23 protein-coding genes are annotated in these 24,673 nt (G+C 34.8%); 17 read left to right on the forward strand and 6 right to left on the reverse strand.

Going from position 1 to position 24,673, the window contains the following annotated elements; translation table 11 throughout:
- Nucleotides 1–95: 95 nt before the first annotated feature.
- From DCE79_RS08630 to msrB, 5 genes are all read left to right on the forward strand, one after another.
- On the forward strand, nucleotides 96–941 hold the full coding sequence (locus DCE79_RS08630) for a DegV family protein (protein ID WP_108712655.1): 846 nt from the start codon (nucleotides 96–98) through the stop codon (nucleotides 939–941).
- 156 nt (nucleotides 942–1,097) lie between these two features.
- On the forward strand, nucleotides 1,098–2,027 hold the full coding sequence (locus DCE79_RS08635) for a GDSL-type esterase/lipase family protein (protein ID WP_108712656.1): 930 nt from the start codon (nucleotides 1,098–1,100) through the stop codon (nucleotides 2,025–2,027).
- Nucleotides 2,020–2,592, forward strand: a complete 573-nt coding sequence (locus DCE79_RS08640) for a YpmS family protein (RefSeq protein ID WP_108712657.1) — start codon at nucleotides 2,020–2,022, stop codon at nucleotides 2,590–2,592. The genes DCE79_RS08635 and DCE79_RS08640 overlap by 8 nt, the downstream gene beginning before the upstream one ends.
- 13 nt (nucleotides 2,593–2,605) lie before the next feature.
- Nucleotides 2,606–3,136 (forward strand): peptide-methionine (S)-S-oxide reductase MsrA, encoded by a 531-nt coding sequence (gene msrA / locus DCE79_RS08645; RefSeq protein ID WP_108712658.1) that lies wholly within the window; start codon nucleotides 2,606–2,608, stop codon nucleotides 3,134–3,136.
- Entirely contained in the window at nucleotides 3,133–3,561 is a 429-nt protein-coding gene (gene msrB, locus DCE79_RS08650; RefSeq protein WP_108712659.1) for a peptide-methionine (R)-S-oxide reductase MsrB, read from the forward strand. Before msrA ends, msrB begins: the two co-directional genes overlap by 4 nt.
- A gap of 74 nt (nucleotides 3,562–3,635) precedes the next feature.
- Here msrB and DCE79_RS08655 read toward each other — a convergent pair whose 3' ends face one another.
- Complete coding sequence (locus DCE79_RS08655; RefSeq protein WP_369916805.1) at nucleotides 3,636–5,426, reverse strand: methyl-accepting chemotaxis protein; 1,791 nt, start codon at nucleotides 5,424–5,426, stop codon at nucleotides 3,636–3,638.
- Between the two features lie 90 nt (nucleotides 5,427–5,516).
- On the opposite strand from DCE79_RS08655, the gene DCE79_RS08660 reads away from it, so the two are divergent.
- The gene (locus DCE79_RS08660; RefSeq protein ID WP_108712661.1) at nucleotides 5,517–5,741 is read left to right on the forward strand and encodes a YozE family protein; all 225 of its coding nucleotides are present in this window, start codon (nucleotides 5,517–5,519) and stop codon (nucleotides 5,739–5,741) included.
- Nucleotides 5,742–5,940: 199 nt separating this feature from the next.
- On the forward strand, nucleotides 5,941–6,648 hold the full coding sequence (gene deoD, locus DCE79_RS08665; protein ID WP_108712662.1) for a purine-nucleoside phosphorylase: 708 nt from the start codon (nucleotides 5,941–5,943) through the stop codon (nucleotides 6,646–6,648).
- Nucleotides 6,649–6,791: 143 nt separating this feature from the next.
- Here deoD and DCE79_RS08670 read toward each other — a convergent pair whose 3' ends face one another.
- Nucleotides 6,792–7,547 (reverse strand): DUF4184 family protein, encoded by a 756-nt coding sequence (locus DCE79_RS08670; RefSeq protein WP_108712663.1) that lies wholly within the window; start codon nucleotides 7,545–7,547, stop codon nucleotides 6,792–6,794.
- Nucleotides 7,548–7,637: 90 nt separating this feature from the next.
- Complete coding sequence (locus DCE79_RS08675) at nucleotides 7,638–7,931, reverse strand: hypothetical protein (RefSeq protein WP_108712664.1); 294 nt, start codon at nucleotides 7,929–7,931, stop codon at nucleotides 7,638–7,640.
- 408 nt (nucleotides 7,932–8,339) lie between these two features.
- On the opposite strand from DCE79_RS08675, the gene DCE79_RS08685 reads away from it, so the two are divergent.
- Nucleotides 8,340–9,848, forward strand: a complete 1,509-nt coding sequence (locus tag DCE79_RS08685; RefSeq protein WP_234417377.1) for an SH3 domain-containing protein — start codon at nucleotides 8,340–8,342, stop codon at nucleotides 9,846–9,848.
- A gap of 618 nt (nucleotides 9,849–10,466) precedes the next feature.
- Here DCE79_RS08685 and DCE79_RS08690 read toward each other — a convergent pair.
- Complete coding sequence (locus DCE79_RS08690) at nucleotides 10,467–11,288, reverse strand: non-homologous end joining protein Ku (protein WP_108712667.1); 822 nt, start codon at nucleotides 11,286–11,288, stop codon at nucleotides 10,467–10,469.
- A gap of 104 nt (nucleotides 11,289–11,392) precedes the next feature.
- Here DCE79_RS08690 and DCE79_RS08695 point away from each other — a divergent pair, with 104 nt between their 5' ends.
- The 3 genes from DCE79_RS08695 to DCE79_RS18495 all read left to right on the forward strand — a co-directional run bounded on the left by DCE79_RS08695 (nucleotide 11,393) and on the right by DCE79_RS18495 (nucleotide 13,871).
- Nucleotides 11,393–13,231, forward strand: coding sequence for a DNA ligase D (locus DCE79_RS08695; RefSeq protein ID WP_108712668.1), 1,839 nt, complete (start codon nucleotides 11,393–11,395; stop codon nucleotides 13,229–13,231).
- Between the two features lie 207 nt (nucleotides 13,232–13,438).
- A complete protein-coding gene (locus DCE79_RS08700) occupies nucleotides 13,439–13,711 on the forward strand; it encodes a hypothetical protein (protein WP_108712669.1) in 273 nt (90 codons plus the stop codon).
- Nucleotides 13,712–13,724: 13 nt separating this feature from the next.
- A complete protein-coding gene (locus DCE79_RS18495) occupies nucleotides 13,725–13,871 on the forward strand; it encodes a hypothetical protein (protein ID WP_159083077.1) in 147 nt (48 codons plus the stop codon).
- Nucleotides 13,872–14,051: 180 nt separating this feature from the next.
- Here the strand turns inward: DCE79_RS18495 and DCE79_RS08705 are convergent, their stop codons facing one another.
- Complete coding sequence (locus DCE79_RS08705; RefSeq protein WP_108712670.1) at nucleotides 14,052–15,146, reverse strand: acyltransferase; 1,095 nt, start codon at nucleotides 15,144–15,146, stop codon at nucleotides 14,052–14,054.
- Nucleotides 15,147–15,595: 449 nt separating this feature from the next.
- On the opposite strand from DCE79_RS08705, the gene DCE79_RS08710 reads away from it, so the two are divergent.
- The 4 genes from DCE79_RS08710 (at nucleotide 15,596) to DCE79_RS08725 (ending at nucleotide 20,565) form a co-directional block, all read left to right on the forward strand.
- Nucleotides 15,596–17,077, forward strand: a complete 1,482-nt coding sequence (locus tag DCE79_RS08710; RefSeq protein WP_108712671.1) for a lmo1851 family serine protease — start codon at nucleotides 15,596–15,598, stop codon at nucleotides 17,075–17,077.
- Between the two features lie 91 nt (nucleotides 17,078–17,168).
- Nucleotides 17,169–18,074, forward strand: coding sequence for a CobW family GTP-binding protein (locus DCE79_RS08715; protein WP_108712672.1), 906 nt, complete (start codon nucleotides 17,169–17,171; stop codon nucleotides 18,072–18,074).
- Nucleotides 18,075–18,253: 179 nt separating this feature from the next.
- Nucleotides 18,254–19,078, forward strand: coding sequence for a CAP domain-containing protein (locus tag DCE79_RS08720; RefSeq protein ID WP_108712673.1), 825 nt, complete (start codon nucleotides 18,254–18,256; stop codon nucleotides 19,076–19,078).
- A 410-nt stretch (nucleotides 19,079–19,488) separates the two neighbouring features.
- Nucleotides 19,489–20,565 (forward strand): undecaprenyldiphospho-muramoylpentapeptide beta-N-acetylglucosaminyltransferase, encoded by a 1,077-nt coding sequence (locus tag DCE79_RS08725; RefSeq protein WP_108712674.1) that lies wholly within the window; start codon nucleotides 19,489–19,491, stop codon nucleotides 20,563–20,565.
- Nucleotides 20,566–20,669: 104 nt separating this feature from the next.
- Here the strand turns inward: DCE79_RS08725 and DCE79_RS08730 are convergent, their stop codons facing one another.
- A complete protein-coding gene (locus DCE79_RS08730; protein WP_108712675.1) occupies nucleotides 20,670–21,218 on the reverse strand; it encodes a GNAT family N-acetyltransferase in 549 nt (182 codons plus the stop codon).
- 391 nt (nucleotides 21,219–21,609) lie between these two features.
- Here DCE79_RS08730 and dapF point away from each other — a divergent pair, with 391 nt between their 5' ends.
- Together dapF and DCE79_RS08740 are read left to right on the forward strand one after the other, a co-directional pair.
- A complete protein-coding gene (gene dapF, locus DCE79_RS08735) occupies nucleotides 21,610–22,572 on the forward strand; it encodes a diaminopimelate epimerase (protein WP_108712676.1) in 963 nt (320 codons plus the stop codon).
- A 28-nt stretch (nucleotides 22,573–22,600) separates the two neighbouring features.
- Nucleotides 22,601–24,646: a diguanylate cyclase domain-containing protein gene (locus tag DCE79_RS08740; protein WP_234417378.1), complete on the forward strand. Its 2,046-nt coding sequence runs from the start codon at nucleotides 22,601–22,603 to the stop codon at nucleotides 24,644–24,646.
- Nucleotides 24,647–24,673 lie beyond the last annotated feature (27 nt).

A 24,673-nucleotide genomic window follows, 5' to 3' on the forward strand; every position in this document is an offset into this window, starting at 1 on the left:
TAAATACATTCTTCTGACAATGACAAATGTCATATTGGTAAAAAATTGATCTTTCATTATAATAGAAAGTAAGATATAAAAAGGATGTGTAGGCATTGGTTCAAATTCATATCGTTACAGATTCAACTTGTGATTTAACAGATGAAGAAATTAAAAAGCATAATATTCATGTCGTTCCATTAACAGTACAAATTAACGGAGAGCTCTATACCGATCGCGTTAATTTACAACCAGATCAATTTATTGAATTAATGAAGGGTGCAGCAGAACTTCCAAAAAGTTCGCAACCTGCGCCAGGTGTCTTTAAAGAAGTATTTGATGAGTTAGGTAAAGACGGTTCTCAAGTAATTTCAATACATATGACGGGTAGTATGAGTGGAACATCTCAATCTGCAGCTCAAGCGGCGGAAATGTCAGATTCTGATGTGACAGTTATTGACTCACGTTATATTGCCTTTGGATTAGCATTCCAATTACGTGAAGCCATTCGTTTACGTGATGCTGGGGCTACAGTTGAGGAAATCGTAGCAGGGGTTAACAAAGTACGTGAAAATACGCGCCTATTTGTTGTTTTAGATACATTAGAAAACATGGTCAAGGGTGGACGTATCGGTAAAGGGAAGGCAGTAGTTAGTTCTTTACTAAACATTAAACCTATTGGACACTTAGACATTGGTGAAGTAACAATTTGTGCTAAACCACGTAGTTACAAACAAATCATTAAATTTTTAATGGGCGAGTTTTTAAAAGATACTGCTGGTAAAACAGTAAAATCTGTTGGTATTTCCCATGCTAACGCAATGGATACATTAGTAAACCCGTTAATCGAGCAATTAAAAGCTGCTGGATATAATGGTGAAGTTGAAATTGCATTTACATCACCCGTTATTAGTACACATACAGGTGAAGGTGCCATTGGCTTTATGTATTACACAGAATAATTTTCAATCGAAAACCATGGGACGAATCAAACATTCGTTGCGTGGTTTCTTTTTTGTTTAAATGTATCAAAAGTTATTGAAATTGAAGTCGTTCTATATCGCAATTGCCCTTAAATATCTTATAATAGAATAATAAAGAAATGAAGGGGATATTGTATGTGGTGGCGATACTTACTAAGCATTGTTTTAGTAATAATTTTAGCAGGGTGTTCAGTTACAATTGACCCGCAAAAAGATGTGAAAGAAGAAAATAACGCAAACGAAGAAAACAATGCGCAACCTGAAGTAAGTCAAGAAATAGAAAGTAAATCTGAGGAAAAATCATCCGAAGGTCTCTTAGATATTTTAAGTGATGTGTTTAGGCTTAATTGGACTTCTCGAAAAGATACGAATGCCCAGGATATCTACTATTTAGCACTTGGTGACTCGTTAACACGCGGTGTTGGTGATGAATTAAAAAATTACGGCTATACAATTCGTTTGCAAGAACAATTGGAAAAATGGCCAATGATTAAGTCTATAGAACTAGATAATCGTGGCAAAAATGGCCGTCGAAGTGATCAACTATTAGCGCTATTGCAAAAAGGACATTATGATGAGGAAGTTGAAAAGGCCAACCTCATTACAATGACACTTGGCGGTAATGATGTAATGAAAATCGTGAAGAAAAATTTATTTTCACTAGATAAAAAACTCTTCGATAAAGAATTACCGAAATTTATGGCGCGTTATGATGAAATTTTAAAAGAAATTCGAATAAAAAATCCAGATGCACCGATTATTGTCATTGGTTTTTATAATCCATTTTCAATCATTGTCGATGAAGTAACACCATTTGAACCAATTATTTCCGAATGGAATGCGGAAATTGAAAAATTAGCTGAGACGGATGGAAATGCATGCTTTGTGCCAGTGGAGGATTTATTTACATCGAATGAGGATATGGTATATCATGTAGACTTCTTTCATCCGAATAGCACAGGTTATGAGCGCATGACAAACCGCATAATAGAAACGATGCAGTCATGTAATATCGAGCAGATGTCAGATGGTTTAATCGGAATTGAGGAGTGGGAACATGAATAAGTGGAAAGTAGCCTTTTTAGTATTGGCAGGGGCGCTTCTTATTGCAATTGTTGCTGTTTTTTATCTTGCAACATCAAATACAAAACAAGCAATTATAAGTGACCCGATACCACTTGAAGGAAATGTGTTGTCAGTTGAGACAACCGCAAAGGAATTTGAATCAATAGCAAAACAATATTTAAGTGCGGCTTTAAATAATTCTGCATTACCCGTGGAGCTTGCTGTTGAAGATAAAATTTATTTGTACAGTACATTAACAGTATTTAATGTAGAAGTACCGATTCAAATGGATTTTCAACCAATTGTAAGTGATGGTAATATTATTTTAGAACAAGAAGCGGTACACGTTGGAAAAATAAATATTCAACCAAAAGCCGTATTGAAGATAATGAAAGATTCAGTAGATTTCCCATCATGGATAATCGTCCAACCGAACGAGGAAGAGATTTACGTTGATCTATCACGTATAAATATTGCCAGTGGCTCACGAGTACGTGCGAAGGAAATTGATTTAGCAAATGACAAAATTGTATTAGAAGTTGTCATTCCAAATGAATTAAACTAAGGGGGAATTGTCTATGTCATTACAAAAAGCGACATTTGCAGGCGGCTGCTTTTGGTGTATGGTAAAACCATTTGATACACAGCCAGGCATTATCGACGTCGTATCAGGTTATACAGGGGGCCATGTAGAAAATCCAACGTATGAGCAAGTTTGTAGTGAAATGACTGGTCATTTAGAAGCTGTTCAAATCACATTCGATTCAGAAATTTATTCATACGAGAAATTAGTCGAGCTTTACTTTACGCTAATCGACCCAACGGATGCAGGTGGTCAATTTTTTGATCGTGGTGAATCGTATACAACCGCTATTTTTTATCATGATGAGGTTCAGAAGCAAATTGCAGAAGATTCAAAGGCTCATCTTGAAACAAGTGGGAAATTCCATGCACCAATTGCTGTAAAAATCTTACCAGCAAAACCTTTTTATCCTGCAGAAGACTATCACCAACATTACTATAAAAAAAATCCAGCCCATTATGAGCGCTACTCAATTGGATCAGGACGCGCGGGTTTTATCGAACAGAATTGGGGGAGTAAAAAATGAATAAAGAAGAACGTTTAAAACAGTTAACTGAACTGCAATATTATGTGACTCAAGAAAAGGGGACTGAACAACCATTCCGTAACGAATTTGATGATCATTTTGAAGAGGGAATCTATGTAGATATCGTATCAGGTAAACCACTTTTTAGCTCAAAAGATAAGTATAATTCAGGATGCGGTTGGCCGGCTTTTACAAAGCCAGTGGAAAAACAAGAGGTAACGGAGATTTTTGACACGTCTCATGGCATGCGTCGTGTTGAAGTGCGTAGTTCATCAGCGGATTCTCATTTAGGCCATGTTTTTCCAGATGGTCCTCGTGAACTAGGTGGAATGCGTTACTGCATTAACTCGGCAGCATTACGTTTCGTACCAGTAGATAAATTAGAAGAAGAGGGTTACGGAGACTATTTGGCTTTATTTAAATAATTAAAAACACAACTTGCGTATAAATGTGCAAGTTGTGTTTTTTTATAGGAAATTATTTGTTCATAAAATTGTGGCTAAATTTTAAATTCATTAACGACACTGCGTAAATCATCCGCTTGTGCTGCAAGTTCTACTGCGGATGCATTAATTTCTTCCATTGAAGCAGAACCTTGAGAAGCTGCAGCTGCACTACGTTCCGTATTTTCAGCTGTATTATTCGCAATCGTGGATACTTCAATGAACGATACGGTTACGTCATGACTATTCGTTAAGGTTTGTTCAATTTGTCCAACCATATGCGTTAAGATATCTGATGTTTTTTGAGTTTGAGCTAAAATATTTTGTAAAGAAGCTGTCGTTTCATTTGTAACTTCAACGCCACGTATAACCTTTTGAACGCCTGTTGAATTTTGCATGATAATCGACTGGACTTCATTTTGAATGGAGCCTACTATGCTAGAAACTTCTTTTGCAGCAGTTTGTGATTGCTCTGCTAGCTTACGAACTTCATCAGCTACAACGGCAAACCCTTTTCCATGTTCGCCAGCACGCGCAGCTTCAATCGATGCATTTAATGCCAGTAAATTAGTTTGATCAGCAATTGCTGTAATCGTATTAATAATCGATGTAATATTTGCTGATTTGCGACCAAGCTTTTCAACGGTTGCTGACGTACTTGCCATTGTTTCCTCAATATCTAACATAACATTAGATGATTGTGTTACAGAGTTACTGCCAATTTGCGCCGCATGTTGCATTTCACCAGCTGCTTGTTGAACCTCTAACGCTTTTTCATTTAAATCATGCATCGATTGGTCTAATTTTTGCATTTCGTTGGCAGCGTATTCGATGCTTGATATAATTTGTGTACTATCCTGCGCAATATCCTGAGTAGAGTTTGCAATAGAGTCGATTGTTCGTGCATTTTCATCCGCTAATGTCATGAGTTCTCGTGAGCTCCCTGAAACATTTTCAGCCAAATTTGAAACGCGTTTTACTAATGATGAAATCGAATCGATTAACACGTTTGTGGAATCGGCAATTTGAGCAAACTCATCTTTTGTTTTAATATGGACACGACGCGTTAAATCACCACCAGCTTGTGCAATATCTAAAATGGAGTGATTAATCGCACGTGTGTTACGTCGAATCGATTTAGATAAGTTGTAACCAAGTGAAATCGTGAGAATCATTGCGATTCCTGCTAGAACAAAGAAGGACACTTTTGATGCTAAGGCAAACGCTTCTAGTTCTTTAATGGATTCTTCATTATTTGACTCCAAAAGTTGAATTAGTTTGTTCGTATTTTCGTCAATATGATTTTTGATATTTTGACCGCCACTTGATTTGAAGTACCTTGCCGCATCTTCATAGCCATAATTTTGACGAACATCAATCGTTTTACTAGAATAAGACACATAATTCACGTAAAATTGCTGAATCAGTGCTAAAGTGTTGGATTCTTCTTCACGATTCTTAAGAGATGCTTCGACTGTTGATAAATTACCATCGATTAGTTCTTTTGTGTCATTATACATCTGTAAATATTTTTTTTCTCCAGTAATCAAATACGTTTGCTCGTGACTAGATAGTTTGGCAATATCACTTGCTAAATTGTTGATGAGCATTTGTTCCTTTAAGTTCTCATCAGCAAAATCTCGTAGGCTCTTTTGCAAATTCGTTATGTTAATATAAGATAGAATTTGCATACATAAAATGATAGCCATTAATACTGAGAAGCTTAAGATGATTCTTCCCCGAATTAAATGGAGAAATTTAAAAGAAACCTTTGCGTTTTTAGATTTATTTCTGTCTTTATTTGCTATGCGTTTGTTTTTAGCTCTTTTAAACAAATAAATCACCACTTTCTGAAAAATCAGTATTTTATTATTTTACTACATAAATAGTATATTTTACACCAAAAATTGTAAAATAAATAAATTGGAGGATTTGTATTGAAAAAATCATTTTATCATTATGTTCAAACATTCAGAGGAGGAGAATGGTCTGATAACAAAGTACAATTTGCGGAAAGTATGTTGATTGATCATGCATTTCCTAAAACATCGGATGACTTTTATGAGCTTTCAAACTATATTGAATTGCAATCAAATGAGTATTTAACAGCAACAACATTTGATGAGTTGTGGGCTTTATATGAAGTAAAGTATAAAAATTAAAATTAAAATTAATAGAATTTCTAATTATTTATTAGGGTAAGTTGAAGGAGTGCTAAAAACGCTTCAAATATATTTGTCTATTAAGGTAATAAATTCATAAAATTGCATAATTTTTGCTATTGAAGGACGTCTAACGATTGAATATTTATACGAAAACGTTTACAATCTAAAAGAATCAAGATGAAAAGAGGTTTTATTTATGAGCGTTCACATTAATGCTAAACAAGGCGAAATCGCAGAAATCGTATTATTACCAGGAGATCCATTACGCGCTAAATACATTGCAGAAACATTTTTAGAAGATGTAGTGCAATATAATGAAGTACGTAACATTTTCGGTTATACAGGTACGTACAAAGGTAAACGCGTTTCGGTACAAGGTACAGGAATGGGTGTTCCATCAATTTCGATTTACGCAACTGAATTAATGCAAGAATACGGAGTTCAAAAATTAATCCGTGTGGGTACTTGCGGTGCTATTCAAAAAGACGTAAAAGTTCGTGACGTAATTATCGCACAAACGTCTTCAACAGACTCTAACTTAAACCGTGTAATCTTTGGTGGTACTATTGATTACGCACCAACAGCTGACTTTGATCTATTATTAAAAGCATACAACGCTGCAAAAGAAGCTAACTTAAACGTACGTGTTGGTAACATCTTCACAGCGGATATGTTCTATTCTGACGAAGCTCAAAACGAAAAATTAGCTCAATACGGTGTATTAGCAGTAGAAATGGAAACTTCTGCACTTTATACATTAGCTGCAAAATTTGGTCGTCAAGCTCTTACAGTATTAACAGTTTCTGACCACATCTTAACAGGTGAAGTAACAACATCAGAAGAACGTCAAACTACTTTTAATGACATGATGGTAATCGCGTTAGAAGCTGCGATTCAAGAGTAAGACAATTAATTTAAGCGAGTATCCTTTTAATAGGGTACTCGCTTTTCTTTTAGTTTAGTACATATCTAGTTATTGCTACAAAATTCAAATCTTACACGTAATTTATGTCTAAAAGAATACTATTAAAAGCATATAGACACCGTTTAATGACTACTTTTACGAACGACATTAGGAACTTGTTTATACGTTTCAAATAGTGAAACAATCAACAAACTAATAAGAGCACTATCAATCATCCGCACGACAAGTATACCGTAAGCATGAATCGAAACCCTATCAAGCACAATCCACAAGCTAAACAATATGAACGACAAAACCGCAATTTGCATCCAATAGCGCCATTTTTTCAAGGGATACACACTATTTTTTCGTTTGTTTTTTCTAGCATTAAAGAACATGTACAAAAAAATCGTACAAATTCCAACTAAGGTACTTCCATGCTGGAACAGCTTATACAGTGGTATCGTAACTCCAAAAATAGAAAATTGGTACGTAAATAAAGAAAAGCTACGGACTATCCTTCCACCGGCATGCGTAAACGAATCCCAGGCAACATGCGTGAACATGCCAAATAAAGCACTATATAAAAACACGAACCAGCTTACAAACTTCGGAGAATGCTTTTTATGTACAGCTGGTATTTGTAAAATCGTAGGCAAATTAGCATTTAATACTTCATGGATAAACCATTTATATAAAAAATATACGATGATAACGATGGGTAAATTAAATGTAATAAAGCCTATATACGTATGGCCAATTTCTGCAGAGGGCTTGCCTTTCAAAAAATATTCGAAATCAGGCGCCATACTTCCAAGCACTAATGCTGAAAAATTGATATAGCTACTGTTTCGAGAAAAGGGTAATACTACAGCTGGATGGGCGAATGTAAGTGGCATTTGCAGCATCTCCTTCGTTTTAATTTGGCGTTCAGCGAGTTATCCGTGCCTTATCATTTCGATACGTCTCATTGAACTTATTGATGCGTGTTATTCTCCAATTTGCATCACTCTTTCCCAAACGCCTTCTTCATTGTCTGGCTTTTTCCAAATTTCACCGTTCACTGTATTATACAAATACAGCCAGCCATCACTTAAAAATACTTCAAAATCACCATTACTATTATTTGCTGAATGAATTGAGTTAGAAAGTTCGAATTGAGCATTCGTAACATTGGAACCCGCATACTCGATACTCGAACTTATTTTTGTTGCGCCATATAGGACAGAGCCACCTAAAATAATGCTGCATAAAATGAGCGCGAAGCCATTTGATTTGTCCAATCCCATTTCCTCCATTCACTATCATTTAATTTCTCTGATTGTAACATAATGGAAAATTACTCGGTGAATACTACACAAAATTTCGCAAACATAAAATGATAAAGGCAAATGGCTATGTTTTGAGGTAAGCCATGAAACGTAACAGCAGGAAGGGGCATGTCGTCTTATATCAAGAAACGGATTGAACTTGTCACCAAGTTTTTGGACGACCAGAAAGATGAACGTCGCTTGAAGCTGGAGAAGATGCAGCTTAATGTCGATAAAACTAAAGCTGAAATTGATGTCCGAAGATGCAATGGGCCATTATTACCCATATCTCAAATACTGGGTTTTATGATAAAATATATCTGAATATTTTAACTTTAGAAAATACAAAAGGAAGTGTAATAATCAGATATGAAAAAGAAATTGAAACCATTGATTAGTGTTATTGCCATTAGTGCCCTCTCTCTATCTATAAATTTAGATAAAAATGTATTAGCTAATGATATTGCAAATACATGTGAGTATGATTCGGTATCGAAGGTAAACCCTGATTATTCCACAATGAACTGTTTGTTAACCGAAACAGCACTGAGTTATGATGTTCCTCCTGAAATTGTGAAGGCAATAGCGGAGGGGGAAAGTGGAAATTGGCGCCATTTCGATGAGAATGGTGAAGCGATTGTGACAGCTGATAATGGAATTGGGATTATGCAGATTACAAATCAAGCTAGCTACGATCAAGATAGACTAAAAAGCGATATTGTCTATAATATTCAAGCTGGAGTAGAGACTCTAGATGATATGTTTAAGCGGAAGGATTTGCCTAGCATCAACGGTGGGGAAAGAGATGTATTGGAACATTGGTACTTCGCTATTATGGCTTATAATGGAACTAAGCCTTTAAATAGCCCAATTGTCCAAGCAACGGGTGAAAAAAATAGTAAAGCCTATCAAGAGAAAATCCTCGGAATCATTAAGAAATTAGAATTATTAGACGTAAAAGAGCTGACTTTTTCAAGCGAAGATTTTCAATATGACTCTAACAGCAGGGAAAATATTAAATTTTCAGAAATGAACTATGATTTTAGTTTACCATTAACAAAATCAAAGTATTTTTTTGAAACAAATCAAAAAGTTAGTGTAACAACTAAAAATTTTAGGGCAAGACCTACTACGGGTGGTGTGCCTATGGGTACTTTACGTGAAGGTGAAATTGTTACCATTACGGGTCCTTTTAAATATGACGAGGTATCAACGAAGAAAAACCACTTTGTTTGGTATCCTGTGAAAAGAGATGACGGGACAGAGGGGTATGTAGCATCTAGTTATTTAAACTACTCAGCTTCAACACCAACACCAACAACTTCAGTTGCCCCTTCACCGGACTACTCTGCTTACACTAAAAAGTTTGCAGACTTCAGCACTACAGATTGGTGGAAAGATGATATGATTTGGGCGATCGACCGAGGTTTAATTAGTGGTTACGGTAACGTATGGAACGCAAAAACAAAGAAATACGAAACACAGTTACAACCGAACACACAATTAACAGAAGCTCACTTCCTAACAATCTTCTTCCGTTTCGCTCAAAAAGATGAATTAGCAAGTGTAAAAAACACATCATCTTGGAATAAAAGTGGTTTATACAACATGGCTAATAAATACAATATGCCTGTACTAGCAAGTGAAGCATCTACAACTTCTAAAGGTCTAGCGGATAAAGGTATTAGACGAGGTAAATTAGCGCAACTGATGGCATCTTACTACAAAGGACATATAGTAAGCGAGAATGAAGCTATTCAATTTTTCGTGGATAATGGGATTACTACAGCAACATCAGTCGCTGCTTATAACCCTAATCAAATTTTAACTCGTTCTCAAATCTCTGCGTTTATTCAAAGATATGAATCATTTGTATCGAATCAAAAATAAATAAACTTAGGAAACGGTTGCTTACATTGCAATCGTTTTTCTGTTCTTATGGCCAATTAAAAATATTCAGTAACCATTTTAAGGCAAGTCGTGACGATCAGTCGTTTGGTAACACGGTCCTAGGTTGATTTGTTAGAGTTACTAATTTGATATGTAATTGTATCTATTAGCGCTCTAGTTTTTTGCTAATTTGCTCCAATAATGTGGATTGCTTTTTTAATTGTGTAATTGTAGTGATAACAAACCAAATTATAAAAATGATTGGAATTAGCCAAATTAATAGAGGAAAAACCAAAAATAGCATCTATAAAACACCACCTTTAAATTGACTGAAACTTATTCTTGTAATTAATTATATGATATTACTAATGGTAGCAGAATGAGAAATGTGTCATGGTAGAAATGACCGTTACTTGAGACGAGAATGACTACAAGGTAATTCGTGAATGCTCTTGTCTAGTTGCACTACTGGACTAATAGAAGATAACACAACGATAAATATTAGAAAATGTCACTGTAAATTTAAATAGCTAAAATGAAAATTAGCCACCTCTTATCAAATGATGGGTGACTAATTAAAAGTATGCTATTTGATTTATTAATCGTAAAGACGTAACTTTAGGCGTTTTTCTTTGTTCTGGATGTGCGCTTTCTTGCAGTTGGTTTCTTCTTCGTTTTCTCCAACGATGCTTGAAGGGCAGACATGAGGTCGGTTACATTGTCAGGGAGTGGTTGTTTTTCGTTTGCTGTTATAGTACCTTCTGCTTTTTTATCCTCAATTAATTGCATAAGAGCTGTACGATACTCGTCCGTATATTTTGTAGGATCGAACGCAGTCGTTAATTGTTCAACTAACATTAAAGCTGTTTCAAGTTCTCTTTGGACAACAGTTTCAATACTCGGAATGTTTGGCACATCACCAACACTTCTTACCTCATCAGGAAAATGAATAACCTCCATTACCAAAGTATTCTTATAAACACGGATAACAGCTAATTGTTCTTTAGCTCTTATAGTTATTTTCGCAACGCCAATTTTACCTGATTCCTCTAAAGTTTTACGTAGTAATACATATGCTTTTGCACCTGTAGCATCAGGGGATAAATAGTATGTCTTTTCAAAATAAATGGGATCAATTTCTTCTAACTTCACAAAATCAATAATTTCAACGGCTTTATCTTCCGCTTCTTTCCGTAAATTTTCTAAATCCTCCTCATCTAATACTACAAATTTATTTTTGCTGTATTCAAAGGCTTTGACAATGTCCTCCTCTTTCACTTCTCTTTGACAACCTTCACATACTTTTTTGTAGCTAATCGGTGTATGACATTCTTTATGAAGTTGCCTTAGTTTAACATCTTTGTTTTCAGTAGCAGCATGAAGCTTTACAGGAATGTTAACTAAACCAAAACTAATGCTTCCTTTCCAAACAGTATGCATTTTGTCACCTCATTTTTCTTTACTATGGTGTTAAATAAATTTTTTTATGTATCGTAATGACAAATAAACAAAAGCTATAAAAAAATGAAAGTAGGCAGTGCAATTTGAAACCGATGTTATTGACGGATTCATCTGAAGTTCCAGCTGGGAATGGATGGTTATACGAAACAAAGTATGATGGTTTTCGTTGTATTTTAACTTGGGAAAAGGGTGAAAAAACACCTATTCTGAAAAGCCGAAATGATAATTTACTTGACCAAAAGTTTCCCGAAATAATTCGATTTTGTGAAGGTATCTACAATGACATAGAACCCTATTTACCACTAGTGTTGGATGGGGAATTGGTTTATTTAACAAATGATTTTCAAGGGAACTTTTCAATCGTGCAGAAGCGGGGGAGAATGCAGAATAGCCAAAACATAGAATCTCATGCTGAATCTTTTCCGTGCCATTATATTGTTTTTGATATTTTAAAAATTAAAGGTTTGACAAAAACTGATAGCCATTTGGTTACCCGTAAGCAAGTATTAACTGAACTTTTTGGAGCACTAAGCCTTCCAAAAGGTGTGAATTACAAGGATTCAAAACGATTACAAGCCATCGATGTTTTTGAAGATAGCGCGTTACTCTGGCAAAAAATAAAAACTTACAACGGTGAGGGTATAATTGCAAAGAAGCGCACAAGTCAATGGCTGGATGGTACGAGGTCAAAAAATTGGTTGAAGATAAAAAATTGGAAATACGTTGATGTGATTTTAATAAGATTGGATCTATCCAATGGATTTTTTGATGCAGTAGTTTATAAAGGTGACGTACAAATAGAGGTAGTAACGTTTAAACATGGCTTAAAAGAAGAAGAAAAGAAAACGCTCATTAAGATGTTTGAACAATATGGCACTTTAAGAAATGATGGAGTGTGGGAAATTCCTGCTTCAATATGCGTATCGGTAGCCTGTATTGATTTTGATGGAAGTAAGTTAAGAGAACCAAAATTTCATGCGTTCAAGTTTAACGTTAAACCTAGCGAATGCAACTGGCAACAAATGCAACGGCAATTAAATCCAATACCTGAATGTGTTTTTGTTACACATCCTGATAAACCTGTCTTTCCAACTATCGGGATTAAGAAAGATGATTATTTATTGTACCTTCAAATAGTAGCTCCTTATATGTTGCCGTTTTTACAGAAGCGGCGATTAACCGTTATTCGGTATCCACATGGTGCACCAGGTGAAAATTTTTACCAAAAAAATTACCAAGACAATATTCCAAGCTTTGTGACTACTCATATGGCTGATGATAACAACTACGTATTATGTAATAACCTTGAAACACTGTTGTGGCTAGGAAATCAACTTGCGATAGAATTTCACATTCCGTTTCAACCAATTCAAACAGACAAACCGACTGAAATCGTGTTTGACTTAGATCCTCCATCTGTTGAAGCGTTTCATTTAGCCGTGAGTGCTGCGTTAAATTTAAAAACCATTTTAGATCATTTTGGGCTTCAATCATTCGTTAAAACATCAGGCGGAAAAGGGATGCAGGTTTATATTCCATTACCATTTAATACATTTACTTATGAAGAAACAGGTGTTTTTACGGAGTTTGTATGTAAATTTTTAGTTCAGCAGTATCCCGATTGGTTTACAACTGAACGGTTCAAGAAGAATAGAGGGAACAGATTGTATTTGGATTATGTACAACATAAAGAAGGTAAAACGATTGTTGCACCATATTCAGCAAGGGGAAATGCAAAAGGGTTAATAGCCACTCCATTACACTGGGATGAAGTTAACGAACAACTAAGTCCGGATAAGTTTACCATCCCGAAAGTAATAGATAGAATTAATAATTTTGGTGACCTGTTAAGAAACTTCAGAGAGGTCGGAGAAAACCAGGATTTTAAATCTGTTCTTAATCAAATAAGTGGTGTAAGTTAATAAATTATGATGTGTAATTCTCAACTACTATAGTATAAATAGCCTTCCGCATTTTGTTATGTGGAGGGTTTGTTTCATTGGGTAGGCCAAAATATTAATTGGGTTGAATGGAATGAAAAAGCGGGACAAACATATAATGCAATGATTACAACTTGCAACTAGATTTGAGCCAAGACAACTTGAGTACTTGTTAAAGGAGAGGTTAACATGACACATTTTGAAATAATGGCGCAGAAAAGGCAGACGAGTATATTTGAATACATTCTAATTGGACCAAATAGCAAACGTAATAACGGCTTTGAGGAAGGCGACTATGTGAAGATTCGATTTTATACAGATGAATTTGATTTCATCTACAATTGCCATCCACAGTTATTAGAAGAAGGAATTATCATCGAAAAGCAACACGGTTTTTACAAAGTGAAATTTTCTAACGGAAACTTTGTTGATGTGCCAGGTGAGAAATTAACTTTAGCCTAAAGGGGACTTATATATGAACATTTTAAAATGGATTGATGAATTTTTGTTTGGTACAGCTGAAGAACAAAATGAGTTTGAGCAGAGAGAAAAACTGTGGTATTACTTACCGATATTCTTTGCGATTATCGTGTTAATATCAGTGTACGTATTTATCATTTGAAATCCGAAGTGTACATGAAATGTTGATACATAAGGCTCCTTGTATGTCCTCCTGTGATGTCGAAGGGTTCAACCGACTACCCTTACTTGCTTTACTGGCAAATGGGTTAATCTTTGTAGTGTGGTATTTACCAAAACAAAAAGCACAGATTCCAATGATTAAATGGAATCTGTGCTTTTTTTATTTGCCGATTAATAACCAACCGTATTTATTTTTACTAACAAAATGCGTAAAAATCCAACTAATTGCTGTTACGATAATCGCCGTAATAATTTGCCATGAATGGAATAATAACGGGGTTGTACCTGGTAATAGCTCTCGAGCAAAGAATAAGAAAAATGGGTGGAATAAATAAATTCCAAATGACATAATCGCCAATCGATTTAAGAAATGACTTAACGCAGGATTATTGACGGCCATAACCATTTTACCGAGCCAAATCATCATTAAGCCACCTGTTAAACCAAGGGCAGTATAGAATCCGTCTAAAATAAGCGTTCGGTAATCTGAAGGTGGTAACCAGTTGCTTAATGTATTCATTTTAATCGAAATGTCTGAATAAATGAGCAGAATTGCTGAAACTAAAAAGGTAACAACAATCAATACCGATAGTAGTTTCTTTGAATTATGCCAAATTTCATCTAAGCGTGCATAATGGAAGCCGATTGCAGCCCCTGTGACAAAGAATGAAAAATACGATAAAAAGTAGGAGCCACGTGATTCAACGCCAAAATATACTCTATTTAAGTAATACCAAGTAAATTGGATGAGAATAGAACCGATTAACGCAGGTAAGACTTTCAAATTGAATTTTTTGAACACATATAAAATGAAGGGAAATACAAGATAAAATTGGATCAGAACAAACATAAAGTAAAGGTGCATATAAACTTTACCTGTAAATAACTGATGTACAAAAGTTTTAATCGCTACGACTAAAGTGTAATCATGGTTAAGAAACCATTTTGCTACGAAATAGAAAATTGAAATTGAAATATACGGTAAAATAATATACTTTAATCGTTTCACATAAAAGGCTTTAATCGATTCTGAATTAAATTCTTTGTTGCGATAGCTGTATAGCAGAACAAGACCACTTAGGAAAAAGAATGCGGGTACACCGAGTTTTCCGATGGTGTTAAATGATGAATAAACGTAAAACATGTCAGAACCAGCTGGCATTGCTACAAGACCTGTTGAACTAAAATGGACGAATAGCACCGCAAACATGGCAAATGCACGTGCAAACTGAACTTCTTCTAATTTCCGTTTCATAAAATATCGCTTCCAATTTGATTTTTTAAGGTTATTATACCCGTTAAACAATAGAGAAAAACGGTCTAATTAATCGATAAAAAGACTTGAAGTTGATAAAATATATTACTTTTAGATAGTGAATTATTCACTTTTAGATAACTCTTTTCTTTTATTGAATGTGCATAAATAGCGATAAGTACGGGGACGCTTTTTTGGTGTCCTTTTTGTTTATGTATGGAGAGTAATAAAAAGAAGTATTTTTGATAAGAACAAACAAGCTAGTTAACAGCGGGCCATTTTTGAGAGGCAGGGATTGTAAGGTTTTTTTCTCACAATCTCTGCTTTTTTCTTTTGTTCAGGAAACCTAATAAAAAAAATGGCGTCTGTCCTTTTCTATCGCTTCCTAAACTGATATTATTGGTATAGTGTGAAATCAGTTAGTGTAAATATGAGAGTGGTGAAAATTAATGGATGAACAGAAAAAAGATGGGGAACAAAAAGAAGTAACAGAGCAACAAGTAAAACCGGCCGGAAAGTATTTACGTATTAAACCATTTGCGTTAATCATGTTATTTTTCTTCACAGTTTTAGTAACAGCTGGATTAACGATTTTTGCGTTAACATTTGGTGACCAAAAAGCAGTTGAAGTTAAAGTACCCGTTGAACGTGCAGAATTTAAAAAGCTATATGAAGCATATGATGCACTTGAAACTAAGTACTATGAAGATGTCAATGAAGAAGAAATTGTATACGGTGCCATTAATGGTATGTTTGATGCGTTAGGCGATCCTTATTCAGATTACATGAATAAAGAAGAAGCAACTTCATTCAATGATAGCCTTTCATCAAGTTTCCAAGGCATTGGTGCAGAAATTCAAGAACGTAACGGTTATATTATGATTGTTTCACCAATTAAAAACACTCCTGCCGAAAAAGCAGGTTTACAACCAAAAGATATGGTACTTGCAGTAGATGGCAAAAGTGTTAAAGGCATGAGTTCATCAGAAGCAGTTCTATTAATCCGCGGTGAAAAAGGTAAAAAAGTAACGTTAACGATTCAACGCGGTGAAGCAGAACCTATGGAAGTGACACTTGTTCGCGATGATATTCCAGTTGAAACGGTTTACGGTGATATCGATGAATTTGGAATTGTACATTTCCAAATTACTTCATTTAGTGAAGATACAGCAAAAGAGCTTGAAACGCAATTAGCTGAATACGAAAAACAAGGAATGAAGGGTATTGTACTTGATGTACGTCAAAACCCAGGTGGCTTCTTAAAAGCAGCGATTGATATTTCAAATTTATTCGTTGCAGAAGGTAAAACCATTGTTCAAATTCAAGAGCGTGACCAAGATCCACAGTTAGTCGTTGCACAAGGCGGCAAAAAATATAACTTACCAATTACAGTATTAATCGATGAGGGTAGTGCTTCTGCCTCTGAAATTTTAGCTGGAGCATTAAAAGAATCAGTTGGCGCTAAATTAATTGGTTTAACTTCATTTGGTAAAGGTACTATGCAAGAAGTGATGTACATGGAAGACGGTGCAAACTTAAAATTCACAACAGGTAAATGGTTAACACCTGATGGAAATTGGATTAATGAAAAAGGGATTAAGCCAGATGTAGAGGTCGCGTACCCTGATTATGCGTCATTACCTTATATTGATCCAACTCAGGAATATAAATCTGGTGATACCAATGTCGTAATCGAGTCAGCAGAGCGTATTTTAGAAGTTTTAGGCTATACGCCTGGCGAAATCGATCAAACATTGGATGAACAATCAGTGGCTGCGTTAAAACAATTCCAAGCGGATAATAAATTAGAAGCAAACGGTATTTTAAAAGGTGATACAACTTATGCATTACTTGAAAAAGTAAATGAAAAGCTTAAAACAGATGATCCACAAATTGTAAAAGCAAAAGAATTATTAGGTGTTGCAAAATAAATACCTAGTAAAAAAATAAAATAAAATAAAATGGGCTGGTAACATGTGCTTCATACATTGTTACCAGCCCATTATTATAGGACGTGAAGAAATGAAAGATGTATATTTATTTAGTGGATTTTTAGGTAGTGGTAAAACATCTATGCTAACAGATGTTATTCGCCAATTAAAGGAACAAGGTATCAAACCAGCCGTCATCATGAACGAACTAGGCAAATTACCATTTGACTCCCAAGCAGTAGAAGATGATGTGCCATTAAAAGAAATGCTAGAAGGTTGCATTTGCTGTAGTGGTGCAGAAAAAACAGAAGCCCAAATTCAGTCATTATTATTTGATCAAGAGTTTGATGTGCTGATTATTGAAACTACTGGCGCGGCACACCCTGTAGAAGCATTAGATGCCGTGTATTCGCCAATTTTCGCGGACAAGTTAAACATTAAAGGGATTGTCACTGTGGCTGATAGTAAGCTCTGGCTTGACCGTGCAACATTAACACCGCAAGTACGTTCACTCTTTATGGAACAAATTCGTCATGCTCATTTACTACTTGCTAATAAAATGGATCTTTTAACGGAGTCGGAACAAGCACAAGTCGTGTATGAGTTACAGGGCTTTAATGCCAATGCGTTTATTTTGCAAACTACAAATGGTCGTGTACCGCTGCAGCTATTACAAAACATGCAATCGACAGCACGCATTGCAAAAGAGGATATCGTTTCAGCTCGTATCGGCAAAAGCTTTAACTTAGGTTCACGCTTAATTGAGTTCAGCACAAGCTTCACTCAAGATCAGTTTGAAGATTGGGTACGCGAACTACCAGAAACAGTCTATCGTATGAAGGGCTATGTGCCAATTGAAGGTGTAAAGAATCCAATGCTATTCCAATATGCATATGGAATGGTGCAATGGCTACCGGAATTTGTGAAAATGCCACCAAACTTAGTGATCATTGGTGAAAATATTAGCGAAGTTCATGTTATCGGAGAAGACCAGTAACTCGTCAATAGCTTTTGAAATGTAATACCTTCGTCAATTGGATATATTTACGTAAAATTGACGCTCATAAATGCGGAAAACTAGGCTTATAGATTGGTAGTTGGACAACTTACCAATTTATAGGCCATTTTTTTGTGAAAAAGTAATTTACGATTAATGCACGAAAGGAGGCGTACAAAATGAAAAAAATCTTTACAACATTTTGTGCAGGTGTACTTTTGGTAACATTAACACCATTTGCTAAGGCAGAGGCGGCAACTAATGATAAAGGAATTGAGCAATCCGTAATCTACAATAATTCATTTTTAAATTGGAATGAAATGATTAAAAATGTAAATGTGGATTCGTTTAAATGGACAAATAAAAATGATTCCGTGAAAGTAAGTAACGAGGAAATTTCAAAAAAAGAAACTGTTCAACAACAAGTAAAAAAACAAGAAGTTAAAACAGAACAAAACGAGGCTAAGCCCGTTGAAAATAAAGCAACAACACCAGAAGTAACAACAAAAACAGAAGAGCAACCAAAAGTAGAAACACAAGTTACAGAAACACCAAAACAAGAGGCACCAGTTGTGGAACAACCAAAAGAAGAAGTAAAAACAAATAAAACAACCACTTCAAGTGATATTGATGTTATTGAAGCGAAAGTGGTTGAGTTAACAAATGCAGAGCGTGCAAAAAACGGATTAAAAGCATTAGTGATGGATCAGCCTTTAATGGCAGCCGCAAGAGAAAAATCACAAGATATGAAGAATAATAATTATTTCTCACATACTTCTCCAACATTCGGTAGTCCGTTTGATCGCATGAAAGCGCTTGGGATAGCTTATAAATCAGCAGGTGAAAACATTGCCAAAGGTCAACAAACACCAGAACAAGTCGTTGAAGCTTGGATGAACTCTGAAGGGCACCGTGCCAATATTTTAGATGCAAACTATACACATATTGGTGTAGGATACGTTAAAGATGGTCATATTTGGACACAACAATTTATAAAAAAATAATGGAATTGGACACTACCTACTATTCGTCATAGGTAGTGTTTTTTATTTCGTTTGGTAGTAATAATTTTATTTATATAATAATTTTCTGATAAATATTCATTGGAGATAAAAATACGAAAAACGAACTAATTCATACTTTTATAAGGAAAAGAATTTTTAAACGCATGGAAATATGCTACAATTAAGTTCGATAATTATTACTGATTGATTGAGAACTGTGCTTTTTGTCTCAGTAACCAGTTTGAACATTACAACAAAGTAACAACTTCATTCTTATAAAATTATATTGATAAAATAGAATTTTCATCCGAACTTATGCATAGTTTGTGCAATACTTAGAAACATTTCATGAATGATTATTAATAAGCATAAAATGGAGTAAGGAAAAATGTCTGTGTTAGGAGAAAGATATGAATAATAAATCAATTATTTTAACAGGTGGGGGTACGGCTGGTCACGTTTCGTTAAATGAAGCAATCATCCCATCATTAATCGAAGCAGGATACACTGTACATTATATCGGTTCTAAAGACGGAATTGAAAAAGAGTTAATAGGAAATGCTTTTCCTGATTTACCGTACCATACGATTTCAAGTGGAAAATTACGTCGCTATTTCTCTATGAAAAACTTTTCGGATCCATTCAAAGTGTTAGCGGGAGTTGGGCAGGCACTATCGATTATTAAAAAAGTAAAACCTACTGTTATTTTTTCAAAAGGTGGGTTCGTATCCGTGCCTGTTGTAGTGGCAGCAAAATTAGCGAACATCCCAGTCGTTGTCCATGAATCAGATGTAACACCAGGTTTAGCAAATAAAATTGCCTTGCCGTTTGCATCCCATATTTTCACTGTATTTAAGGAAACACTTAAGCATTTACCAAGTGACAAATCAACAAATACAGGATCTATCATTCGTCAACAGCTATTCGAAGGAAATAAAGAACGTGGATTAGCATACTGTGGATTTACTGATGAAAAGAAAGTGCTATTAGTAATGGGTGGTAGTTTAGGTTCAGTAGTTGTTAATGATGCATTACGTGAAAATTTACCAGCATTACTTAAAGAATATCAAATTATTCATTTATGTGGTAAAGGCAATGCCGATGCTAAATTAACGGATTTAGATGGATATAAGCAATTTGAATATGTTACATCCGAATTGCCAGATTTATTATATGCGGCAGATTTAATCGTTTCACGCGCGGGTTCAAATTCAATTTTTGAATTTTTAGCATTGCATAAACCAATGTTATTAATTCCGCTATCAGCTGCAAAAAGTCGTGGAGATCAAATATTAAATGCTCGTTTATTTAAAAATCAAGGCTTCGCACATGTTCTTGACGAAGATACGATGACAAAGGATGCTTTCTTACAAGCCATTGGACAATTAGCAGTTAATGCCGAGGATATGATTGACCGTATGTTTGACGTTGAACAACCAAAAACGCCAGCAGAAATGGTGTCATTAATTACACAATATGAAAAATAAGTTCAGCAAGGAAGGTTACTTAAAAAGTTTATTGCTTTTTAGGAAGCCTTCTTTTTTTGTGAAAAAAACCACCCATACTTTAAAAAAGTAGGGTGGTTACTCGATTACATTGCTTGTTCTTCTTCTTCATTTTGCGTGTTAGCTGTTGTTAAGTAGAATAGATCTTTTGGAATTTTGAATAGGTGGAATTTCGTCTCACCTTGATTAATTTGATCATATAAACCAGGATTTGAATATTGAGCATCTACTACATAAGGTAGCTTTAATGCAGCGGCTTGTGAACGGGCATTTTCCTGACGAATACGTAAAAAAACAGTATTGAAATCATGTTCGAAAAATAACTCGTTTAAAAACGCTAATTTTGCTTTTTGATTATATCCGAAACCTTGAAATGGTTTACCAAGCCATGTACCTAAAAATCCAGCACCATCTTGAATATCGAAAATGCTAATCGTTCCGATTGGGGCACCCCATTCATCAACAATTGTGCGGGAAATCGTTATACCGTTTAATTCTTCTTCAATTAATTGTTTTGTCATAAATAAATACTCTTCAGCTGAAGTAGCTTTATGGCGTACATATGGAAATACAGATGGGTGACGTAATAATTCATATAAATCTGCAGTCTCATGTAATTCTCTTTGTTTTAACATGGGAAACGCCTCCTTTTAAGAAGAAAAATGGTATAGCCTACTATAAAGAATAAATGGATTGTGTAGATTACATAAGATGATTCATCTCTATATCGCAAGGCAGTAGTCATTTCGAACTTGATCCAACCTAAAAGAATTTGACGTTAAACTATTGTACATAAGTCTTGAGTCTCGCTCTAATCTAGACATTGAAATACAATATCGAAATAAGATTAATATCTACATTTTATTATAATATATTCTCTTTGCGCAACTTTCAAGCTCGAAAAAACATTTTTTTTCTAAAAATATATCAGTTTATTCTGAATATTTAAAATGTTCATTGTATAGTTGAACCGTATGTTTTGAAAAGCTTATAATAGAGAAATATATGAAAGTGGGAGGTACTTTAATGCACTATCAATTACTAAAAGTCCATGGTTCAGGAAATACGTTTTATTTATACGACACAGTATATGAAAAAGAGCTTGATTGGGTTCAATTAACAAAATGGCTATGCAATAAAGAGAACGAAAACGGTGCGGATGGATTGCTTCTCGTATTACCATCAGAAAATGCTGATGCAAAAATGCGAGTTATTAATGCAGATGGTTCTGAAGCATCTATGTGTGGTAATGGATTACGTTGTATGGCTCGTTATGTTTGTGAGAAGAAAAATTTAAACGAAGCCATTATTGAAACCATGTATGCAAACTTACATGTAAAAAAAGAGCAAGCCATTTTCGAACAACTTCCTACATATGCTGTTCAAATTTCACCAGTTTCGTTTGATTTACAAAGTTTACCCATGCATTTTGAAAATAAAACGACCATTCAAAATGAAATTCTTCCTGTTTTTTCTTCTGATATTCGATTTACTGCAGTGTCTGTACCGAATCCGCATTTAATTGGAATTGTCGAGAAGGCCTATATTCAAGATACTTCACATCAGCAAAAATTAGCTTCCTACTTAAACGAAAAAAACGATTATTTTCCTGATGGCGTTAATGTGAGTTATGTGTATCCTATCTCAGACGATGAAATATTTGTGCGAACGTATGAACGAGGTGTAGGATTTACAAATGCTTGTGGTACGGCAATGACAGCTTCTGCGTTGATTGCCCAAAAAAATCACTATATAAAAGAAGAAAAAGTGACTGTCTATAATCCAGGTGGCTTTGTACAATGCAAAGTAGCTATGCAAAATAATACGTATCATCTTTCATTAATAGGTAATGCGACAGAAATTAGTAAATGGAAATTGCAAGCTTTTAATGGTAATTTTACCCTTTTGGATTGTATTCTATCAGAGGAGCATGTACAATATGAAAAATGTAGTATATTTATAAAAGAAAAATTAGGTAATCTTATTTAGTAAATAAGTATTTTGGAGGGAATAGTTGATGGATTTAGTTTATTCAGTGGAGCAGCTCAACCTTTTATTTGCCAATAGCCGAGATGCAGTATTTTTAATGAAAAAGCTTAATGGTGATTATCAATATGAATATTTAAATGAAGCGGCTATTAAACTGATTGAAATGAATCCGATTGGGAAAAATGTTTTACAAGTAATCCCTCCTCATTTGGCAAAAAATATACTTCAATACTATAATGTAGCGATTGAACGACATGAACAAGTTGAATTTGAAGATTTTACGTATGCGAAATTCGTTGTTCGTAAACAAAATACCTCAGTCATTCCAGTGAAACATGTAGATGGTGATTATATTTTGGCCATTACAAGAGAAGTTCAGGTCGGTCGTGAAATGGAAGATAAATATTTATTTATGCGCTCTGTTTTTTTCAAAACATTTTTATCAACCATATTAGTTTCTACGGATTTACAGCTTTTAGAGGCAAATCCAAAATTTGTGGACGATTTTAATATTGATTTAGATGCTATTCAAGGTAAAAATTTCTTTGACTTACCATTTATTGATCAAAAAAGTGTTAGAAAGTTAAAAGAGTATTTAATCCTTGCTCAAAATGGTGAAAATGTAACTTCTAAAATGTTGTACCTGATTGATAAAGATAATAAAAGGCGCTGTTATACGGCAACATTTTCTTCCTTAACGAGTAATGAAGAAACAATTGCGGTATTTATTATTTTACAAGAAATAACAGCCTTTATTAAGCAAGGGGAAGCTTTGCGTACTGCATCGCATGGTTTAGAGACTTTAAAAAATGCGATTAGTACGGCAGCAGATGTTATTTTTACTAATACAGAGGGCATCATTACAGACGTTAATGAACGCGTTGCGAATAATACAGGTTTTTCACGAGATGAAATAATAGGCAAGACGCATAATTTATTTAATTCAGGTTACCATTCACCAGAGTTCTTCAGGAAACTTTGGAAAACTGCGAAATCAGGAAAAATTTGGCGCGAAGAAGTATGCAATCGCAAAAAAAATGGGGAATTATATTGGGTGGATTCGACAGTCATTCCGATTATTGATGAACAAGGCGCTATAGAACAATTTTTGACGTTACAATATAATATTTCGTCGAAGAAACAACTAATGTCCGAGCTCTATAAAATTGAAAGCACATTTAGAGCGATTACGGAAAATACAAATGATTTTATTATAGTTGCGAACCGTTTCGGCGAAATAAAGTATGCTTCACCATCTTATATTCGAAAATTAGGCTATAGTGAAGATGAATTATTAGGTCGAACATACGAACGGTTGTTAACGTCGGAAAGTTTAGCTGCTTGGAAAAAGGAAATGTCTGAAATCAGCCTGAATGGGATGTTAGAAAATACAATTGAGTTGCAATTGGTTACGAAAAATAACGATTGGATTTGGACAGAAGGAAATTATACAATTACGTTAGATATGGATCAAAAGGGAATTTCTGAAATTGTTATGGTATCACGTGAAATTACAGAGCGTAAACAATTAGAAGACAAATTAACTTATTTAGCGTATCACGATAGCTTGACACATCTTGGAAACCGCAGAATGCTTATTAAAGAATTTCCGAGAATTATTGAAAAAGCACAAGAAAGAAATGAAGCCATTGCGCTATTTTATATAGATGGTGATAATTTCAAACAAGTGAATGATGTTTATGGCCATGATGTGGGTGATGAATTTTTAAAAGAGTTTGGTCAAGCGTTATTTAAAAGTGTACGCGGTAGAGATATGGTCATTCGTCTTGGTGGCGATGAGTTTTTGATTGTTGTCACGGGGCTTTCAAGTATAGAAGATGCACGACTAAGTCAAATTGAACATATTATTGAGCGTATTCGCCATCAATTAAAAGAAGGGTGGATGATTCGTGATTTGCATTTTTCACCAACGACTTCCATTGGTATTTCGGTCTATCCTCAGCATAGTGAATCATTAGAGGAACTAGTTGACTTAGCAGACCGTGCACTCTACCAATCAAAACAGAGTTCTAAAAACAATTATCGCATTTGTGATACGAATAGCGTCATCTAGTCAAAAAAAGAGGGTATCCAAAGAATG

Origin of the sequence: Lysinibacillus sp. 2017, assembly GCF_003073375.1 — a bacterium.
Classification (GTDB): Bacteria; Bacillota; Bacilli; order Bacillales_A; family Planococcaceae; genus Solibacillus.

Coding starts and splice junctions, on each gene's coding strand:
- dapF (WP_108712676.1), top strand. CDS start 21,610: ATGCACTATCAATTACTAAAAGTCCATGGTTCAGGAAATACGTTTTAT.
- DCE79_RS08725 (WP_108712674.1), top strand. CDS start 19,489: ATGAATAATAAATCAATTATTTTAACAGGTGGGGGTACGGCTGGTCAC.
- msrB (WP_108712659.1), top strand. CDS start 3,133: ATGAATAAAGAAGAACGTTTAAAACAGTTAACTGAACTGCAATATTAT.
- DCE79_RS08635 (WP_108712656.1), top strand. CDS start 1,098: ATGTGGTGGCGATACTTACTAAGCATTGTTTTAGTAATAATTTTAGCA.
- DCE79_RS08730 (WP_108712675.1), bottom strand. CDS start 21,218: ATGTTAAAACAAAGAGAATTACATGAGACTGCAGATTTATATGAATTA.
- DCE79_RS08705 (WP_108712670.1), bottom strand. CDS start 15,146: ATGAAACGGAAATTAGAAGAAGTTCAGTTTGCACGTGCATTTGCCATG.
- deoD (WP_108712662.1), top strand. CDS start 5,941: ATGAGCGTTCACATTAATGCTAAACAAGGCGAAATCGCAGAAATCGTA.
- msrA (WP_108712658.1), top strand. CDS start 2,606: ATGTCATTACAAAAAGCGACATTTGCAGGCGGCTGCTTTTGGTGTATG.
- DCE79_RS08710 (WP_108712671.1), top strand. CDS start 15,596: ATGGATGAACAGAAAAAAGATGGGGAACAAAAAGAAGTAACAGAGCAA.
- DCE79_RS08670 (WP_108712663.1), bottom strand. CDS start 7,547: ATGCCACTTACATTCGCCCATCCAGCTGTAGTATTACCCTTTTCTCGA.
- DCE79_RS18495 (WP_159083077.1), top strand. CDS start 13,725: ATGAACATTTTAAAATGGATTGATGAATTTTTGTTTGGTACAGCTGAA.
- DCE79_RS08640 (WP_108712657.1), top strand. CDS start 2,020: ATGAATAAGTGGAAAGTAGCCTTTTTAGTATTGGCAGGGGCGCTTCTT.
- DCE79_RS08720 (WP_108712673.1), top strand. CDS start 18,254: ATGAAAAAAATCTTTACAACATTTTGTGCAGGTGTACTTTTGGTAACA.
- DCE79_RS08700 (WP_108712669.1), top strand. CDS start 13,439: ATGACACATTTTGAAATAATGGCGCAGAAAAGGCAGACGAGTATATTT.
- DCE79_RS08740 (WP_234417378.1), top strand. CDS start 22,601: ATGGATTTAGTTTATTCAGTGGAGCAGCTCAACCTTTTATTTGCCAAT.
- DCE79_RS08715 (WP_108712672.1), top strand. CDS start 17,169: ATGAAAGATGTATATTTATTTAGTGGATTTTTAGGTAGTGGTAAAACA.
- DCE79_RS08690 (WP_108712667.1), bottom strand. CDS start 11,288: ATGCATACTGTTTGGAAAGGAAGCATTAGTTTTGGTTTAGTTAACATT.